A 19,194-nucleotide genomic window follows, 5' to 3' on the forward strand; every position below is an offset into this window, starting at 1 on the left:
ATCAGGGGGTTGGAGAACTTGCCTCAGGCTCGGGCGACCGCGCAATTTCATAGTCCGTATGAGAGTAGGCGATGATATTCGGGCAGGCAGCCGCAACATGCTCAGGGATTATCACCCCCTTGCAGCCGCGCATGATTAACGCTCCGCCTATCTCTGCTGTTGATGGGATTTCCTTAATCCCCGAGCATTTGGATATATCAAGATTTCTGCCCACACGAAGATCGACTGGCAATTCCTCTATCTGTGAGCACCCCGACATGAGAAGATCATACTTGAGATTGAGGCCATCAGGTATCGAGCGGACTTCCGGACACTCTGCAATGCACATCCATTCCCCCACATAAAGATGCTGGGGCAGGGACAGTAAAGCCGGGCAGGAACTGACCTCGAAATTCTTACGGGCAACCACTTTGTCCGGAAGGCTCCTCAGGGAAGGGCAGTTGCTGACAGTCAACCATTCAACATCCAGGGATGATGGGAGCCGCGCGAATTTCTCACACCCGAAGATAAAGAAAGAGTACGACGGTGATACGCCATCAGGGATAGCCTCGAAGGAAGGACAGTTTATCACCCGGATGCTTCTGCCGACAGAAATGTCCGCTGGAAGGGTCACGACTGAACGACAGTCTTCCAGCTCAAAATTTCTTCCGACTGACAATCCTTTTGGGATCTCGCGGAGGGCAGTTAATCCTTGTAGCTTAAGGTCACCATTTACCGTCCAGTTTTCTGGCAGTTCGGCGATGTCTGCAGCGCCGGGAACATTACCGAAATCAACGTTGCCAGTAGATTTGAAGGCAGTAGGGAAATCTTTCCTTAACTCTTCGACCGTCAGGTAGCGTTTCATCGCTTCAATTTCCTTTCTAGCAACATTCGCAGCTTCTCTTCTTATTGCCTAAGCCGCATAACACTTACGGTCAAAAAATAAGGTAAAGCGAAGGAGACAATACTGAAATCGAGTAATAACACGCAGGTGGTGCAAGGGACCACTACCAATTCAATCCCCGAATAGGGGAACGTATTTCTGCAAACGACAGAAGTTTTATATAAGGGTCATCCCCGGAAAATCAGGGTTATTTCTTAGTCTTTATTTCTTAGTCTTTAGCACCTCTACGCTCTAAACGAAGACGGGCGATCTCCTTGGCAGTTTCTTTTCGGCGAACTTTGTTTTCATTCATGTCTTTGTGAATTTTCGCCAGTTTCTCTTTGAGGCGTCGATCTTCTATGACGAGATGCTCCGCCCAGGACTGCGCGTCCCGCAGGGCCAATTCTATGATGTAAGCGCGATCTGGAGAGAAGGTGTTCTCGCTCATGAGCTCACCGTCATGCGTAACATTCGGCCAGCCTAGTTGCTCGCATGACTTTTCAAGTATGTCGCCGCCAGAGTATGTATAAACCTTGATATTTGAACCGAATGTGTCTTCGGCGGCAATAGCGGCTACGATCTCTCTCTGTGAAGCAGCCGCGAGCGCAGGCAGGTTCTGTTCCAAAAAGGAGAGAAATGCCTTTTTGCCCCTAATGCGCAGAGCGCTTCGCATCTCTCCCTCCGTCGTAACCCGGATCAGGGTCGGGTTCACGGGAGAGCCAATGCAGATATCGCCACTTTCTACTGACACGATGTAATCGCTGTTGCAGAAACGGTCTTTAAAAGTTTTCCAACCCATAACTAATTACTTTGCTCCTAAACGGCTCTACTCATCATCAGGAAAGCATTCCTGAGCTGGTATTGCTTCAAGATCTAATTTTGATACAACATTAGTGACATTATGCCATACGCAAAGAAGAAGAAGAACTATCGCAGCGAAGCCTTCTCCGGACCTGTATCCTCTGGCGCGTTTAGACCACAAAAAGAGGGCAACCAAAGAAAGAATCAAGAAGTAAAAATCGATAATCAAAGTGATCATACTCACTAATAAATTACCCTTTGAGCTAAGAATGGATCACCCAGGCTGTATTGGCCTTGCCAAACTGAGATAGTCAAAAAATAAGGCGAGGCCCCCTTCAGGAAGGCCTCGCCTTTATTCCGTGTTCCGTCGAAATTATTCTTCGTCGGATTCCGCTGAGGCGTTTTCTACAGTACCTTCATCATCGGTTTCAGATGCCTCCTCGCCCTCAGCCTCTGTGGCTTCGAGATCATCCTCATCTTCAAATTCGCCAGCGGTGGAGGCCTCAAGGATGCAGAGAGAGGCGATCTTGTCACCAGGCGGCACCTGGAAGAGAATCACCCCCCTTCCAGAACGCGCTATCCGACGGATACCCTTACAGCCAGTCCGGATAGCCTGGCCTCCACTCGTTACAATCAGAAGCCCATCAGTGTCGCCGGAGGGCAGAAGGCCCACCAGCCCCCCAGTCGCAGGAGTGAATGTCCCAATCGACACACCCTTGGTACCACGAGAACTGACCCGGACTTCGTGGCTGGAGAACCGCTTGCCAATCGCGCGTTCTGAGACAGTGATGAGCGTGACATCTGTCGCCGCCATGCTCTCCATCTGTTCCTGGGTGAGCTTGACGGTGAATTCGCTATCACCCTCTTTGATGACCTTCTCACCGCCAGCCAGGTAAGCCTGCCTTTCGTTCGGTGTCGCGTCCGAGTGATGGACGATACAGGCACTGACACACCGCTCAGCCGGGCCGAGCGTGATGCCGCGCGTTCCGGCAGAATCACGGGAAGCAAAGACGCGAATATTCTTGGCGTTGATCTGGAAGCGCACCGCGCGGCCAGAGCTTGATGCCAAAATGAGATCCTCAACGTCTTCATGACAGGGAAGGACGGCCAGAAGATTGATGTCCCCGCCATCCTGGGACTTCATAGCCTTTTTCCCGTTGCTGCGAATGTTCATGAAGTCTGACATCTTATTGCGGCGGACGCTGCCGGCAGATGTCACGAACATCAGATATTTATCCTCAGCTTCGGCCGTCGTTGCAGGCATCTTGATGACCGCAGCGATCTGCTCGCCGTCTTCGAGTTCGATACCGTAATTCACGATAGGACGCCCGGCAGAGCTGCTGGCAGTCATCGGGAAGCTACCGGCGCGCACCGCGTATGCTTTGCCGTAAGACGTGAAGAAGGTCAGCATGTCATGCGTCATGCAGGGAACGGTATGCGTAACGAAGTCTTCATCGCGCGGCACCGCACCAGCCTTGCGCCCTTTGCCACCCCGGTTCTGTTCGCGGAAGGAATCCTGCTCAGTGATACGAACGTAGGACCGGTGTGTGACAGACAGAACGACCGGCACGTTCGGATACAACTGGAAGTCCTCGACCTCATCGACACCACGCTGCAGCTCGGTGAGGCGAGGGCAGGAGCCATAGCCCTGAAGGAATTCCTCCATCTCTGAGATCATGACCTCATCCAGCGCGGCTGGGGTCGCGAGAAGGTGCAGGTTCCCTTCCATGGAGGCTTTGAGCTTAACCGCCTCATCCGCAATGTCGTTCAACTGCAGCTTAGTCAGGTTGATGAGGCGCATTTCCAGGATGGATTTTGCCTGATCTTCAGTGAGGCGGAAGACCTCCGGCAGATCATCGTCTGGCTCCACAGCTTGCAGATATTTTGCCAGATCAGCCTCTACTGGGAATTTCATTTCCAGAAGGGCGAGTTTGGCAGACGGGCCATCCTCACTGTCCTGAATGATTTTCACGACGTCCCGGATCTGAGTTCGAGCTGCGAACAGGCCTGTGAGCGTGCGGAGGCGCTTCCGCTCTTTCTCCAGCAGGAAGTTTGTGCGACGCCACAGCACCTCTCTGCGGAAGTCGATGAATTCGTCCATCACCTGACGGACACCCAGAAGCAGAGGCTTTCCGCCTGGACCGCGGACGGTCAGGTTGTAGTTCACGCTTCTGGAGAACAGAGTGCGTGATTCCAGATTTTTCAGGATCAGGTCAGCGTTGGCATCTTTCTTGAGATCGAGGACGATGCGGATGCCTTTTTGCGAACTTTCGTCCCGGATTTCCTGAATATCGCCAAATCCGAAGGATTTTTCACCCTTCGTGTTTTTCATCTCGTTGATTTTCGCAACCAGTCCGGATTTGTTGACCATGTATGGGATGGAGGTCAGGATGATCTGCTGACGACCGGCCTTCTTGCCGCTCTCGAATGTCTTCAGCTCGTGCGTCCCGACAAGGCGGACAGAGCCATTACCGGTCGCGAATGCCTTGGCATACCCTCCGTTGTCGACGCAGACGGCCCCGGTGGGGAAGTCCGGACCAGGCATGATCTGTCGGAGGGCTTCATCGGAGATGGATGGGTCGCGGATGACGGCAATCGTCGCCTGTATAACCTCTTCCGGATTGTGAGGCGGAATGCTGGATGCGAAGCCTACGGCGATCCCCTCCACACCGTTAATCAGCAGAAGAGGAATCCGCGCCGGCAAAACGGAGGGTTCCTGCTCGGATTCATCGTAGTTGGGCACGAAATCAACCGTGTCGAGGTCGATATCCTTCATGAGCGCGATATGCGCCTGCGGCTGAAGCTGAGCTTCAGTGTATCGCATCGCAGCGGGGGAATCCCCATCAATCGAGCCAAAGTTTCCCTGCCCAAGAATGATCGGGAGGCGCATCGTCCAGTCTTGCGCCATACGCACCAATGAATCATAGATCGAAGCGTCACCGTGTGGGTGATATTTACCCATCACATCACCGACGATACGCGCCGATTTGACGACGCCCTTGGAGATAAAAGGCGCTGCACCGTAAACGACCCGTCGATGCACGGGCTTTAGCCCGTCTCTTACGTCCGGCAGTGCGCGAGAAGCGATGACGGACATGGCGTAGTTCAGATAGGAAGTAGACATGCTGTCTTCCATCGGAACAATATTTACTGCGCCAATATCCTTGCCTTCGACTTCGTCGGCCAGTGTTTCATCGATGTCGTTCTGGTCTTCGATCATGTTATCAGAATTGCTCATAATGCTTTTTGGGCCTGCTTTTGAGTAAGTGATTGTGCGTTTGGAAGGAGGGCAGTGCTCAGCTACCGAGGTCGAGGATCGCCCGGTCGGCACCTTCCACGATGAACTCCTTGCGTGGCGCCGGGGAACTTCCCATCAAGCGAGTGACAAGGTCATCGGCCTCAATCGCATCGGCGATGGATACCCGCACAAGCGTGCGACTTTCTGGCTTCATGGTTGTGTTTGACAGATCCGCATAGTTCATTTCCCCCAGCCCTTTAAATCGGCCGATTTTCACGCCAGAGCGGCCACGATTAGTGATCGCGAAAGCAAGATCGGAGGGCGTGTGGAGAATGATCTTGTCTGTCAGTTCCCCATCTTTCCCGTAGATTTCGAGGTAGGAAGATGCCCCTGCTTCTCCATCGGAGTAGAGTTTAAGGATTTCCTCACGTGCTCCAGCAAGGTTTTGACCTGCGGGGGTATTCAGATCCAAAGCAGACACAGTGGAATTTCTGGTCACGTTGCGTCGTGACCACTCAAACTTCATCTCGCCATTTTCAAAATGGCCAGCGAATTTGATACGTGCGTCCCCAAGACGCGTCGGCATGCTCTCTGAGACTTTAGCGATGATGCCCTCAGCCCGCTCAGCGTCTTCAAATACGGAAGCGTCCCACCCGCCTGTTACGACCAGGCATGTGGTCAGTTCTGGTATTCCGATAGGTTCGTCAGCCTGTTTGATCATACTGGCAAGCCAGATGGCACGCTTAGCAGTGGCTGCCAGCGCGTCACCTTCAATACGCTCACCATCCCTTGTCACGAGGGTGCAGTTGACGATGCCGTCTGCAATAAGCTGGGTGCTGAGTTCATCATCATCCAGAACATAACGGTCCCGCTTGCCCTTCCGGATACGGTAAAGCGGTGCCTGCGCAACATACAGGTATCCGTCATTGATGATGGATGGGAAACAGCGATAGAAGAACGTGAAGAGAAGAACGCGGATATGTTCGCCGTCCACGTCTGCATCGGTCATGATGATGATACGCTTGTAGCGTAGTTTTTTGATGACGAACGCGATCCGCCCTTCTTCATCCAGCTCAAAAGAGCACCCGAGTGCAGACATCAGCGTGCCGATCTGTTCGCTGACGATGATCTTTTCCATGGAAGCGGATTCCACGTTCAGGATCTTACCGCGCAGAGGCAGAACGGCCTGGAAGGCTCTGTCTCGACCTTGTTTGGCAGATCCGCCTGCGGAGTCACCTTCCACGATAAAAAGTTCGGCCTTTTCCGGGTCTTTGGTCTGGCAATCTGCCAGCTTACCAGGAAGGTTGGCCAGCCCGATTGATCCTTTCTGCCGCACCCCATCACGAGCCTTTTTGGCGGCCAGTCGCGCCTTTGAGGCCTCCTCTGCTTTCGCAAGGATATCCTTGGCAGGGCCGGGATTTTCTTCCAGCCAGGCCGTCAGAGAGTCCAGGACCTGCGTGTAAACCGGGTTCTGCGCTTCATTGGAGATCAGTTTATCCTTCGTCTGGGACGAGAATTTCGGATCCGGCATCTTGATGGCGACGACAGCCGTAAGTCCTTCGCGGAAGTCTTCCGCAACGATTTCATCGGCTTTCTTTTTGCTCTGGTTGTTAGCCTGAGCATACACAGTCAGAGCGCGGGACAGTGCCTGACGGAAACCAGCGACATGAGTGCCCTGTGATCCGTCACCGGCCGTTTGCCGGATGTTGTTCGTGAACGCCAGAACAGTTTCGCTGTGTCCTTTGTTCCATTCAAACGCGACGTTGACCTCGACCTCGATATCCTTGTCGCCCTGCTTGGACGGCCGCGTCCCACATGCAACAATGGGTGCCTTCAGGATAGACTGGAAATCTCGCTGCTGATCGGTATAGGCGACGAATTCCGCCACGCCTCCGGTCGAAAGGTATTCCCGAACCACCGGCTCAGCACCGCGCAGGTCGGACAGGGTGACTTTTACGCCGGGGTTGAGAAACGACAGCTCCCGGAAACGGCGCTCAAGCCGTTTGAAGTCGAACGTAATGCTGGGAAACACTTCGCGAGACGGTAAAAAAGTGACTGATGTGCCGGAGGTGCCTGCGGTCTCAGGGGCGTCCTCTACCTTGGTCGGTGCATCGGTCTCGCCGTCATGGAAAGAAACGCTCCCGCGCTTCCCGTTACGCCATGCAGTCACAGAGAGGGTGGCTGACAAGGCATTCACCACAGCAGACCCAACACCGTGCAGGCCGCCTGATGTCTTGTAAGCGTTCTGATTGAACTTCCCACCCGCATGCAGCATCGTGAAGATCATTTCGAGAGTGGAAATCCCCTCTTCGTCATGGATGCCGAAAGGAATGCCGCGCCCGTCATCGGCGACTGTAACAGATCCGTCTGCGTTCAGAGTAATTTCAATTTTGGTAGCATGGCCGGCCTGAGCTTCGTCCATGGAGTTGTCGCCGATCTCAAACACCATGTGGTGGAGACCTGAGCCGTCATCTGTATTGCCGATATACATGCCTGGGCGGAGGCGGACGGCCTCCAGCCCCTTCAGCGCCTGGATACTTTTTTCATCATAATCAGAAGGGGAGGGCGGAGCGCCGTTTATTCCATCATTCATGGAAGGTGATGACCTTAAGTGGGATGCAAGGATAAAGCATCGGGCTGCAAGGATAATTGGGGGCACCAAGGTGAACGCATAGCGAGCACGCAAGGACATTCCCAACGATTACAGGACGGACCATAACCCCGTGATTTTATCCTTGCAAGCACCACCAGCCAGATTGACTGTGAAGTCAAGAAAAAAATAATGGATTGAAGGACAAGGAAAAAATTGATCTTATTTTTCCCTCCGAGATCTTGGAGGGCTTGTCAATATGCTGGAGTTCCCGGTTGATCCGTCAGGGGGAGGGAGCGTCTTCCTCCGCAGGCGCATTCTCCATAGCGAATGCCACAGCCTCGTCGTGCTCTTCCAGCGCTGACAGCTTTCCATGTCCACTCATGTAAGAGTTTTCAGTCCTTGGGATAGCGTCGTTCTGGATGAGCTGGCGCGTGGTGAGGCCGCCCCCGGCATTCGGGTAATCATCCCAGCGGATCGACTCAAGGCAGAAGTTAAGAGTTTTCCATGCTCCCCAGGTTTCGAGGGGTTCTCTGCCGTCCTCACTATAGCAATCGAGCCGGATCACCTTTTCCTCGGGATAGACGGATATCTCAGCGCCGTCGAGATTGCGCATGCAACTGGCCGATCCCAGCGCCCCGGCGACTTCATCATGAGACGTCGCCTTGAAAAGACTATCAATTGATCCGCCACGCGATTTCATCAGGTCACGTGCCACAGCAAGTGCCAATTGAGCGAGATCCGTAGTCTTCCAGCGATTTCCGGTCTGTGATGAATGTGGAGGGGTATTGTCAATTGCCCCAACAGCCTTGAGGCCGTTTTCGGTGACTGAGAATTCCAGGAAAGCAATCTTGACAATCTCAGGGGGGATCTGGCCAGAAGGGGATGTCGGAGCCTCTTCTGAATGGCTGAAGACAGGGCCTTCTCGGAAAGCCTTGAGCAACGCGTTGACACGCTGCGTGCTGTTTTTGACGCACGAGTCAAAAGACAGAGAAAGAGCCTTCCGGATCTGCTCGAAGGACGGTTCTGGGATCACCCACCCGCCGTGCGCGGAAAAAGAGTTTGTAGGCATTGATAAGGTGTGCTCCTGATGGCCCTGCGTTTGATCCCAGACCTAACTTGGGATCATGCAAGGAACCAATCAGGCTCTGGCGATCAGGTAATCTCTAATGTTCGGGCGACGTAATTGGCCACATCCCGCATTCCCATGGAGAATGGGGATGTGTCGGAGTTCCCACATTTCTCCCGGACATAATTGACGCCGTTATCAGAAAGACGACCTATAAAGGGATGATAGAGAAGATCACTGCTTTTGAGGACGTGATCGGTCTGACGGTGTCGATCTATTGCCCCCATCACGAACGAAAGAAGTGCAACTCTCCCAGCAAAATAGCTCCAGACATCTATCTCCGCGATAGATGCAAGAGAGGCTGTGCAGTTCCCAGCTTCAGCATGACTGCTGTCCTCGAAAGCCTTCAGCAAGATATTGCCTGTCATAATTGAGATGATGACGGGCTTCTTACTACGTTCAGTCATTTAATCATGTCCTCGTTTCAGCCTTTTTATCTGCAAGATGGTAGGAAATAGCCCAAGATAGAGCATCTAATTTCTTCCGGGCACTTTTTGTGTATATGTAGATACTTGTTCCCTCCAAATGTTGTGGGTTTAGGTTTTCAGGCTTTGCCTCGATCTCCTGCTTCATCTTCACGAGTTCTGAGGTGCTATAGTTCTGATAAAGTTTGACGGGGTCCCATCCGAAGACCCCTCGCTTTCTCTTTTTTCCGTCAGCCGTCGGAGTTTGTTTGGCCTCAATGTCAGACATGAAAAGCGTCCTCATAGGATGGACGGCGCCCACATGTGTAGTGATAAGGCCCAATGAGACGGTCTTTCTCAATGGTATGCTGGTAGAAGGTTTCACGTCTTTCGACGATCTCACCTTTCTCGTTAATTTTGTCGGAAAATATCCCGTTCCTGTTCTCGGGCGTGATCTCAAGACGGGGTTCTGAGGAGGCCGGTGACCACTGAGCCATGATATCAGGAAGCCGGGAATCATACCCTCCGATTTCAGGGCAGGTCGCATAGCAAAGTGCCAGATCTTCAGTGACAGCATCACGCTCTTCGTCAAGAACGATGTGATCGATAATATGTGTAGCTGTTCTGTCGCAGTCGATAACCCAGCGCGTGATGGACGTGTAATTTGTAAGACGCTTCTCGCACTCGACCAAAAAACCATTTACCGCAGCCCGTCCCTTATTCCGGCATGCAACCAGAAACCGCTTGTTAGGGTAGGGCCGTCTTGTGGTCAGATCCGCACCTTTTACATAACCGTCACCCAGCAATGTAATGCCAAGCTCAGGACAGGAAAAATCTATCAACCCACAATCTGGATGCTCTTTTCTTTCTGCGAACAATTTTGGATTGAAGTGATACAGCATAACGTTCTTTCCACAGACTGACTTCCAGGCAAGGCATTGAAAAGCCATTGCTGTGATTGCGAAAAATCGATTTCTTTGATATTACTCCATCAAACCTATCCTTGCAACCTGACTTTGGATCTTGCGAAAGGCCATTGGACAGTCCTTGAAAGCTGTATCATGAACAGTTCATCAGCCGTTTACTCTTGTTTCACGATTGATTCCGCTGGGTCTCTCGATTTGGATGATGCCTTCAGTGTTACGCGTGAAGAAGAAGGCTGGAGAATACGCTGCTGCATTGCTGACGTGTCATCCATCGAGAGAGGATCGCCATTAGAGGCGGCTGCGCGCAAAAACGTCGTTTCAGTCTATTCTGGCGATGCACTGCGAAAGGCCATGTTGCCCGATGAAAAGGTGGCCGAACGACTATCCTTGCTCCCAGAGAATTCTGGCCAGTCCGTAATGGGCGTCACATTCCTTCTCAAGTTAGATTGCAGTGGGAATGCGGAGTGCTCTGATGTGGTGGTTGAGAGAGCATCCCTGTCTCACCGTGGACGATTTTCTCAGAAGGACATTTCCAAGATCCTGAAAGATGCGTCACACTCACTTCATGTGGAAATAAAATCCTATTACGACCTTGCTATCAGGCTGATGCGCCAGCGCATGAGCAATCTTGGCGTCAATGTCGACCAGAGAAGCGATGTCTACGTTGATTCGTCCGGGACGTTCCGACCGATGCGCCCCCAGGACGAGGATGTATCCGGTTACATCATTGTCCAGGAAATCATGATCGCCACCAACATGGTCCTGTCCATCTGGGCATTGCGACAAGGCGTTCCTGTGCTCTTTCGGAACCACATTGAGAGGCGGGACCAGACGGGGGACGTCGTTAGCCTGGCTGATATGCCCTTCACCAAGCTTCATGATATGGGGCAGGCATTCCTTTCGGCCACGAACCAGGGGCATATTGCCCTCCAGGCCCCGGCCTATGGTTGGTTCACTTCCCCGTTGAGGCGTTTCGTCGATTTCGTTAATCAGCACAACATCATGGCTTATCTTGATGGGGTCGTCGTGTTCCCTTACGCCGGGGGCAAGCCCATGCGTGAACTGGCGGCCGAAATAGAACAGCACCTCGGTTCTGTAGACGATCATTATAAGCTGCAGATGAAAAAGCGGGTCGCCAGAATCCTGGAGAATGATAAGCCCCAGGGGTTCCGCCATCTCACTGATAACGTTCTTCTGAGGGTGGTAGATGAAGCCTTTAAGGCCGAAGTCTACCCGAAAGGCCTACTTGAAGAATGCGCTCGCCGTATGAAGTCGGATAACGCTTCATTACGGTTCCATCATGCATGCTTGGCGGGCAGCCCGGACTGGCAGCTAGTGGCGATGAAAGATATTGCGATGCGGCCAGTCCGCGCTGTATCCGTCGTCTCTTCCATCGGGGTGAACGACTCAGTATTGGATGTCGAATTCCACGACATCCCGTCTAATCCTGAAAATGGACTCTTGGGGCAGTCTGTGACGCTCTTGAGTGGACCTATCACCAAAATCGAACGACAAGGGTTCGGCAGGTCAAAAGCTATTGCCAAGCAGTGTGCAGCGATGCGCATGGTCGTCGAATACTATGACGTTCCGGACGGTGTTGGCGTCGCCAGCGGCGTGGCTACTTTCATCTCCCAAGCTGAAGCTTCAGGCAGCCAGAAACAGGCCAACAGAACGCCTGTGAAGAAGGGCTTCCTTGAGATGCCCTCCGATGGGAATTTCAAAGGGAAAATGCTGGAGTTCTGTCAGAAGTCAAAAGTCTCTGCGCCGAAGGCTGTGGTGCGTAAAGTGGAGGAGGGCGTTAAGGTCGAGCACTCGATAGAGCTGACTTTCCCATTCAAAGAAAAAACACTCACAGCTCAGGGGAAGGGATCAACGATCAAGGCGGCTGAGAAAATTGCCTACAAATCTCTGATGCAAAGTTTGTTCCCCGAAATCTGAAGGAAGTCCTGAACAGTCACACCGCGCCTCACACATGGCAGGGTGTGGCTCTGTTTTAGCGCGGACTGGCCTGCGTCACCCTGAAGAGCTGGTTGGTCAGAAACGATTCAGATATGGAATACATTGCTGACCTGGCCACATTCTGAGGCTTAGCTCTGTCTTTGTGGCGCAGCCGCTCCAGATCTTTATTGTGCTGGTTGTCTGCTATTTTGGCACACAAGGCCATGACGTAACTTTCAGAGGCAGGAGTGCTCGCGTCCCAGGACATGAGGTGCGAGATCTGCTTCTGATAATTATGCCATAGAGACAGGGGATCGAACCGGTCCACTTTGGCCGCATCAGTCTCCGGCTTGTCTTTTTTTGTAAGGAGGGCAACGGCTTCCACAACGACTGTTGGCAGGCCCATAGCCAAAAGATCTTCTCTGCAAAGGCGAAAGACCTCGCCACTCCCTTCTCCACGAATGGTCGCGTCTTCTATGCTATCGTGCAGCATTCCTACGGCATACTGATGAACCGAGCTAGTCTCGTTGATCCCATGAAAGATATGTCTGGAGAGAGCTTCTGGCCTGTTTATGAATGCATCCATCTTGTCTGCAATCCGTCTCACATCCTTCACCCTCTGCTGGAGCGGAGGGGGAGCGCAAGGCTTAGGCATCCGAGAACGCAGGATTCTGCAAGAGACCTCCGCGACAAACTGCAAATGCTCCATGTAATCATGACCGCCCCGATCCGTTTGTCCTGTGTGCAGAACCGATGCGATAACGTTCACTTTCGCGGGCGACAGAGGCATATCTTTAACAAATCGAACGAGGTTTTTGTAGTCGATCTCGGAAATCATCCTGTTTTCCATTCGGGAATCTGAAATTATTATGGGGAAAGTGAGTGTGAAGTGAAGGTCAGCTACCCCGGCGCGCGCCAGACATCCAGATCGTTCAGACCCCCGGTCATTGAGGGGACCACGGCTCTCATGAATGCCTGACAATCACGAACAAACCCTCGCGCCTGCAGGACGGAAGGGCGCAGGCCGCAACGGTCGCGCGCGCCGGTCAGAATAATCTTCTGCCCCGGCCTCAGAAGGCTGAGTGTCACATTCTCAGCAACGGGGTCCGGCCAGGATATCAGGACAGGCTTTTCGGGATTGGCCGCGAACATCTCTGCGCTATCGTTGAAGTCAGGCCGCCGCCATACTCCAATGCCATCATATCCCATATTGAAGCATTCTGAGGTTGTCATCTTGACGCCAGATGCATCCAGGACTGAAGCGAAGTAGCCGGTACCCTGGCCGAACTCCAGGAGATCCGTTATGCCCATCCGATCCCGAATGGCCTCTACCGTCTCAAGGGATGGAATGGACCACCCATACCAGTCGCGCAATGTGGTCCAAAGGCACTCTTCCGGCATGCTTAACACATACCCATCGACTGCCCCGTCCCATTTCCCTCTTCTTTCCGGAACCCCCAGTTCATTGACGTCGGAGGGAAGGAAAGGAGACAGATCTTTGTAAGGAAAGGCAGCACCCCGTGTCGCCCCGTCCAGCATTTCGATCAGGGCCTGCGGCAAGGCAAGTCTTCTCAGGATGGCGACATGCATTCCCCAGCACTCATCCTCCAGGAATGATCCGTTTACTGGACGGGATGGCTCGCCGCTATGATGGGTGGGTAAGAGGCCTTTGTAGGGAATGAACGCCTCTTCAGGTTCTGTCACCCTTGCGACCTCCGGGCAGAACCTTCACAAAAATCCATTCATCACTCGTTCGGGCCGCATCCCCGTACGGGGCGGTCACTGCATATCCCGCATCCTCTCCGAGCTTCTTCATGTCGATGGGGCAAAGGCAGGATCGGCCCACAAGGCTGGTTTCGCTGTAACCTTCCAGAAGGGGAAAAGACCTCACGCTCACTCCCAATGCCTTGCTCAGTTCATACTGAGATGAAGCAATGGTTGTGCATCCTTTATCCTTCACGAGACAGGCGTGGCACACGGAAACATCCTTCCAAAAGCGCATTCAGATGAAGTATTATAAAGCATTGTATCAAAAAACTCCTTGTGTGATAATACCAAAATTCAATTACACTATGCTTTTAGGTTCGGTCGGCCATGGAAAATGCGAAGAATGTTTATCTCGCTGGGCCTGGCGTGTTCCGCCAGGATGCGAATGAGTATGGGTGCAGACTTCAACAGATCTGTAGCGAAAACGGGATCAATGGCCTTTATCCACTTGATTCCGATCCGCCGCTCTTTGATGGCATGACACCAGAAGAACAGGGTCGGGCGATATTCCATGCCAACATTGCCCTTATTCGTCAGAGCCAGGCTGTCATCGCAGACCTGTCGCCATTCCGAGGGCCGAATGTTGACGACGGGACGGCTTACGAGGTCGGCTTCGCAAGCGCGCTAGGCATTCCCGTTTTCGGATATATCGAGAGTCCTGACCTCCGGGGCACATATACCTCGGAAGTGACCAGTCTATCCCCAGGCGGCACAATGGAGGATAACCTTGGGAACCCTATCGATGCAAAGGGCATGCTTGTCGAACAATTTGGAATGACTGCCAATCTTATGCTTGCTGCATCCATCAGGGAAGGCCGCGTCCTGACGTCCTTTACGGAGGCCGCTCAGGCTGCAGCATCGTATTTCTCCAAAGGAGCCTAGAACCTGTGATCAAGTCTGCAAGACAGTTTGTCGAGGATTTCCTGCCCTATAACAGAGTGGGTTTTGCAGACTTTGAAGCGTCTTCATTTCCCACAAGAGCGAAAAAAGAAGGCCCCGGTGTTTTCTCTTATCCAGTGCAGATCGGGATTGCCCAGTTCAATGCCAATTCTGAGACATTCGCGTCATGTATCCGCCCCACAGAGAAATGGGAAAAACGCGGGTTCTGGGATGTCCAGTCGGAAAAGATACATGGCCTTTCCAGGCAGCAGTTAGCCTCCGCGCCAAAGGCCTGTGATGTCGTTTCATCCCTAAAGCGTTTTCTGGAGAGCAATGAAATTGAGGTTTTGATCGGAGGTCACGAATTTGATCGCGATTGGTGGCAAACCCTGATCTCTTCGGTCCCCAAGATAGCCAAGCCGCAGGTCCGCTTTGTGACTTGGTCAGATATTGCTTATGATCTGGGAGGGGCACTATTGGCCCAATCAGTCGATTTGGAAGTCGCCGTGGAGGCGGCAATGTCGTTCCCAGCCAGGCCGCCATGGCTCAGCAAGGCACATGATGCTTTGGATGACGCTCTATACTTACGATACGCCGCTCTCAAGACGTTCTTCAGGTCATATGCCGCTTACCGCCGCAGTTTTCGACCAGCAAAGGCCTGAGAATTACGCTTTGACCGGTTCCTTGCATGCTGTCAGTCTATATTAGAGCACAGAATGCAAAGATCCAGGGGGAACAAATGCAGGTTAAGGTTAAAATTGAAAATATTCAGTGGGACACGGACGGCGTCTCTCCAGAAGAAATAGGCTTGCCGGCACATACTGAGGTGACAGTCGACGTTACGGGCCGCCTCCGGGCTGACGAAATCAAACCTAGTTTCTCTGAGATGTCCGAGGATGCTGCCAGAGTTCTGGATGAACTGGTAGCTGATGAAATTTCTGATGAGTTTGGCTACTGCGTTGTTGGCGGAAGCCGTTATCCGAAGGGCGCCATTTCACTGGTGAGCGATCCCGCTATTACCTTGAGCAAAGAACTCACAACCCTGCCGGAAGGTCTGCGCATCAATGATGATAATCTGGATCTAAGCGCAAAACCAGAGCCTGACGAAGACTCATCCCCCGCTCCGTAATAAACCTGAATATACAGGGGGGTGGCTTGCTTATGCTACATCCTCCTGTTATCCATGACGCATGATGAATATCGCATCATTTTCGTCTTCCGTCTGGCCCCGCGCTTAGAAAGCGCGGACAGTCGGGTAATGCCCTGTGCCGCTGTATCAAGCGGCATGGATGAACCCACGATGTGATGATGCAGCGGCTCCTACCAAATGGAGACCCCATCAATGTCATTCATCCCATCTTCCAGACAGACAATCCTTACAGGCGATCGCACCACCGGCCCCCTTCACATTGGCCATTACGCAGGCTCTTTACGCAATCGCGTGGCGCTCCAGTATGACCATGATCAGTTCCTTCTGCTGGCGAATTGTCAGGCGATAACAGACAATGCTTCGGAGTTAGGGAAGTCCGAAGGTTTCAGAGCCGGGAAAGGCCCGAACCATGTCATCGAGGTCGCGCTGGACTATCTTGCTGCTGGCATAGACCCTGCGGTGACAACAATTTGCGTGCAGTCAGAACTGCCCGCGCTGGCGGAATTGTCTCTCCTGTATCTGAACTTTGTCTCCGTCGCCCGGCTGGAGCGCAACCCTACCGTTAAAGAGGAAATAAAGTTGCGCGGCTTCATGCGTGACGTGCCTGCAGGATTCCTGTGCTATCCCGCCGCGCAGGCTGCGGATATCACGGCGTTCCGGGCAACCCTTGTTCCGGCCGGCGCCGACCAGGCGCCAATGATAGAGCTTTCCAATGAGATTGTCCGTCGCATCAATAGGCAGGTACAGAAGGATATCCTTCCTGAAGCGAAGATCCTCACACCACCCGTGGGAAGGCTGCCGGCGCCCAATGGCAAGGGCAAGATGAGCAAATCACTGGGGACGGTGATTTCACTGTCCGCCAGTGATGATCAGATTTCAGACGTGGTGATGAGCATGTACACGGATCCGGACCACATCAGGACCAGCGACCCAGGTAGGGTCGAAGGCAATGTCGTTTTCACCTATCTTGATGCTTTCGATGATCGCGCTGAAGAGGTCCAGGATCTGAAGATGCGCTATCAGCGCGGAGGGGTAGGGGATGTCACCCTTAAGCGCCGACTGATCGGCGTGCTGCAAGGCGTTATCGCTCCCATCCGTGAACGTCGTTTCGAGTTCGGCCGGCGCCCGGACTACGTCATGGATATCCTAGCGACGGGTGCCAGAAAAGGCAGGGCGATCACAGATGACACGAAACGATGCATAGAGGACCATCTCGGAATTTTCCGGTTGCGTTGAGTTTCAACGCTTTCCTGATTCAATATCCACTTGAAGCATTCAGCAGGCTTGTGAATGGAGGTTGACGGTCTGCATGTTTGGGAAGAAAAATGTGGCCTGACAAGAGTATTCCCCGCACGGGCGGGGATGATCCGGAACCGATGGATAGTGCCGGGTAAGAAACCACGTGCTCCCCACAGTCGTGGGGATAACCTGACGGGCCATAGGCTCTGGTAGCGCCACCCTGGTGGCACTCTTGCCAAGGGCAGGGGCGACGCGAATTAGTCAGTCGTCCGAACGTCTTTTTTGCAAATATGCTGAAAGGCGAAATGGTCAGGGTTGTCTTGTTCAGCTTTCCCCCAGATGGCAGAAATTTGTTCTTTTGTCAGAATTTTCCTTGCTGACTCAACGAATAATTCTGCCCTGGACCTGATTCTCTTCGCCACAAGCTCTGCGTAGGCCAGTTCTTCCTCGACTTTCTTTAAGCGGAGTTCCTCAGCAACGGCCTGCCTTCTTTCTGCAGCATGCTGTTTGTTCTGCCTAATGACCTGGCGCGAGATGGAGAACAGTTCGTGATACGCTCTCGCAATCCGGCCCTCCCTCCGCTTAATCGCCTGTCTCAGGGTGATGTTGTCCTGCTTCTGTTTGTCCGTGAGCTCAGGGGAGCGACAAAGGATCAATGAGAGCTTCACATTTCGATCGCTCTCATCGTTGATGACGCTAAAGAGGTCGCAGGGCGTCAGTTTCCGAAGGTCTTGTTGAGCCATTAGGCATACCTAGCTTGTGGATAGGATCTGTAATGGCTTGTTATTCAATTTTACGTTCTGCTTCAATGATATTTTTGATAAATATCCTTGATATGGATGATATTAGACCTTGCGGAAGGTTTGCTCTTTGTCGCTCGACACAAGGCCTTCCGTGACAAGTGAGGGTATTTTGGTGCGCCGGAGTGATTGAACCGAACGCAGGCCGCAACGCCACGTCATCCATCGGATTTCGGTTGCGCGGAATGTCCAGGTTGGAAGGCGAAGCGGGCCGTTCAAATGCAACGGTAAAAGGTTCTTCGACCTTTATTGCGCGTTAATTCCCGTGATTTTTTCCTTAAAAATCAATGGGCTAACCGGGTTTTGCGGGCAACTGTTGCGCAAGGATTTTCCTGTTAGGGTGAGGGAGGCTCTTCTTCAGGTGTGGAGGCCAGCAGAAGGTCGGGAGCCTCAATCGCCCTTTCTACAGCCTCGTGCATGTCCGAGGTTATGCAGCCCCCGCGCACGGATGTTGTAGCCATAAGGAAGGCTGACTGCTCATACAGAGGCAGTGCGGAAACCTTGTTCATGATAGAGACTACGTCACTATCAGGGATGCCCAGATCATTAAGGCTTCCCTCGATGATGATCCCAATTTCATTCACTGCAGAGAGCCTGTTTTGCTCGCCCCAGGCGGGCGCATCGGAAAACGCGTAGCTCAACAGCGCTGCAGCACCCGCCTGGCTTGGAGTAAAGGTTGTATTGTGCCTCAGCCTGTAATCCACAGTCATCTGGGTGGCGAGTGCAGTCATCCTCTCGCATCTTTCCGGATCAAGCCCGGCAAAGGCGCGCTGAAGGAAATACATAGACACACCACCGGACGGCGAGAAGATACGGTCGGGATTGGTACATTCCACTTTAACGCCCGGTTTACCGTGAAGATAATCGACGTTCAGCACCCATGATGGCTTCCGACAGTCGGTGGGGCCGCGGAAGATCCGGTGTATACTGAATGAGCTTACCAGCGGGCTATTGTCACCGAACAAACGTTGTGCCCCGTTCTTCGGTTTGTAGCTGAGGCTGGTAACATCGCTTGCCGCGTAATCAATGCCGAATTTACCTGGGTCCATCCTGGCATAGAATTTCTTATCGCCTGAGCCTTGCCGAGTAATCGTGACATCTGCCTTCGGTGCCAGATCCTTCACGTCAACCCCGGTAACGACGTTCCTGAAAGGAAGCTTAAGGCGTGCCTGCATATCCCGATTGGGATAGAACTGCACCGTGCCGGGCTTAGGTCCCTCACTGAATTCAATCGAATTTCCCAGCAGAAGGCTTTCTATGGTCTCATTTTTCTTGAATGTCATGCTGCGTCTCACAAAAGGAAGAATAGCGCTGTAGGCTGTCGTTGTTCTTCTTTGTAGCAAACGGAGGTGCAAAGGACGCTATGCAAACCATCTGTCTCCGGCGTCAGCCGCGCGGGCGCCGGTTGAGGCAAACGACCACTTCCTGAGGAACGTCTGCGAGCAGATTCATGACCATGGGCTTTACCTCC

The 19,194-nt window shown here is 52.8% G+C and carries 18 protein-coding genes; 5 read left to right on the forward strand and 13 right to left on the reverse strand.

What is annotated here, in order from left to right; all coding sequences use genetic code 11:
- Position 1 precedes the first annotated feature (1 nt).
- From AD930_RS06290 to AD930_RS06325, 8 genes are all read right to left on the reverse strand, one after another.
- Positions 2-844 (reverse strand): hypothetical protein, encoded by an 843-nt coding sequence (locus AD930_RS06290; protein WP_061505531.1) that lies wholly within the window; start codon positions 842-844, stop codon positions 2-4.
- A gap of 247 nt (positions 845-1,091) precedes the next feature.
- Entirely contained in the window at positions 1,092-1,661 is a 570-nt protein-coding gene (locus tag AD930_RS06295; protein ID WP_061505532.1) for a hypothetical protein, read from the reverse strand.
- A gap of 375 nt (positions 1,662-2,036) precedes the next feature.
- The gene (locus tag AD930_RS06300) at positions 2,037-4,901 is read right to left on the reverse strand and encodes a DNA gyrase/topoisomerase IV subunit A (protein WP_061505533.1); all 2,865 of its coding nucleotides are present in this window, start codon (positions 4,899-4,901) and stop codon (positions 2,037-2,039) included.
- A 58-nt stretch (positions 4,902-4,959) separates the two neighbouring features.
- Positions 4,960-7,494 carry a DNA gyrase subunit B gene (locus AD930_RS06305; protein WP_061505534.1) on the reverse strand — a complete coding sequence of 845 codons (2,535 nt, stop codon included), beginning with the start codon at positions 7,492-7,494 and terminating at the stop codon, positions 4,960-4,962.
- A gap of 280 nt (positions 7,495-7,774) precedes the next feature.
- Positions 7,775-8,563 carry a hypothetical protein gene (locus AD930_RS06310; protein ID WP_061505535.1) on the reverse strand — a complete coding sequence of 263 codons (789 nt, stop codon included), beginning with the start codon at positions 8,561-8,563 and terminating at the stop codon, positions 7,775-7,777.
- Between the two features lie 83 nt (positions 8,564-8,646).
- Entirely contained in the window at positions 8,647-9,027 is a 381-nt protein-coding gene (locus AD930_RS06315; RefSeq protein WP_061505536.1) for a hypothetical protein, read from the reverse strand.
- A 4-nt stretch (positions 9,028-9,031) separates the two neighbouring features.
- Entirely contained in the window at positions 9,032-9,313 is a 282-nt protein-coding gene (locus AD930_RS06320) for a hypothetical protein (RefSeq protein WP_061505537.1), read from the reverse strand.
- Complete coding sequence (locus AD930_RS06325) at positions 9,306-9,926, reverse strand: DUF6012 family protein (RefSeq protein WP_061505538.1); 621 nt, start codon at positions 9,924-9,926, stop codon at positions 9,306-9,308. The genes AD930_RS06320 and AD930_RS06325 overlap by 8 nt, the downstream gene beginning before the upstream one ends.
- Positions 9,927-10,085: 159 nt before the next feature.
- On the opposite strand from AD930_RS06325, the gene AD930_RS06330 reads away from it, so the two are divergent.
- Entirely contained in the window at positions 10,086-11,888 is a 1,803-nt protein-coding gene (locus AD930_RS06330; protein ID WP_082781730.1) for an RNB domain-containing ribonuclease, read from the forward strand.
- Between the two features lie 55 nt (positions 11,889-11,943).
- Here AD930_RS06330 and AD930_RS06335 read toward each other — a convergent pair whose 3' ends face one another.
- The 3 genes from AD930_RS06335 to AD930_RS06345 all read right to left on the reverse strand — a co-directional run bounded on the left by AD930_RS06335 (position 11,944) and on the right by AD930_RS06345 (position 13,866).
- Entirely contained in the window at positions 11,944-12,726 is a 783-nt protein-coding gene (locus tag AD930_RS06335) for a hypothetical protein (RefSeq protein WP_156476885.1), read from the reverse strand.
- A gap of 62 nt (positions 12,727-12,788) precedes the next feature.
- Complete coding sequence (locus tag AD930_RS06340; protein ID WP_061505541.1) at positions 12,789-13,478, reverse strand: hypothetical protein; 690 nt, start codon at positions 13,476-13,478, stop codon at positions 12,789-12,791.
- Between the two features lie 100 nt (positions 13,479-13,578).
- The gene (locus AD930_RS06345) at positions 13,579-13,866 is read right to left on the reverse strand and encodes a hypothetical protein (protein WP_156476886.1); all 288 of its coding nucleotides are present in this window, start codon (positions 13,864-13,866) and stop codon (positions 13,579-13,581) included.
- A 116-nt stretch (positions 13,867-13,982) separates the two neighbouring features.
- On the opposite strand from AD930_RS06345, the gene AD930_RS06350 reads away from it, so the two are divergent.
- From AD930_RS06350 to trpS, 4 genes are all read left to right on the forward strand, one after another.
- Positions 13,983-14,537, forward strand: coding sequence for a nucleoside 2-deoxyribosyltransferase (locus AD930_RS06350; RefSeq protein ID WP_061505543.1), 555 nt, complete (start codon positions 13,983-13,985; stop codon positions 14,535-14,537).
- A 5-nt stretch (positions 14,538-14,542) separates the two neighbouring features.
- A complete protein-coding gene (locus tag AD930_RS06355) occupies positions 14,543-15,196 on the forward strand; it encodes a 3'-5' exonuclease family protein (protein ID WP_061505544.1) in 654 nt (217 codons plus the stop codon).
- Positions 15,197-15,222: 26 nt separating this feature from the next.
- Positions 15,223-15,663, forward strand: coding sequence for a hypothetical protein (locus tag AD930_RS06360; RefSeq protein ID WP_061505545.1), 441 nt, complete (start codon positions 15,223-15,225; stop codon positions 15,661-15,663).
- A gap of 213 nt (positions 15,664-15,876) precedes the next feature.
- Positions 15,877-16,920, forward strand: coding sequence for a tryptophan--tRNA ligase (gene trpS / locus AD930_RS06365; protein WP_061505546.1), 1,044 nt, complete (start codon positions 15,877-15,879; stop codon positions 16,918-16,920).
- A gap of 260 nt (positions 16,921-17,180) precedes the next feature.
- Here trpS and AD930_RS06370 read toward each other — a convergent pair whose 3' ends face one another.
- Both AD930_RS06370 and AD930_RS06375 read right to left on the reverse strand, forming a co-directional pair.
- Positions 17,181-17,666, reverse strand: coding sequence for a hypothetical protein (locus tag AD930_RS06370; RefSeq protein WP_061505547.1), 486 nt, complete (start codon positions 17,664-17,666; stop codon positions 17,181-17,183).
- A 392-nt stretch (positions 17,667-18,058) separates the two neighbouring features.
- On the reverse strand, positions 18,059-19,006 hold the full coding sequence (locus AD930_RS06375) for a hypothetical protein (RefSeq protein WP_061505548.1): 948 nt from the start codon (positions 19,004-19,006) through the stop codon (positions 18,059-18,061).
- Positions 19,007-19,194: the final 188 nt, after the last annotated feature.

The sequence above is a fragment of the Acetobacter malorum genome (genome assembly GCF_001580615.1).
In the GTDB taxonomy this organism is placed as follows: Bacteria; Pseudomonadota; Alphaproteobacteria; order Acetobacterales; family Acetobacteraceae; genus Acetobacter; species Acetobacter malorum.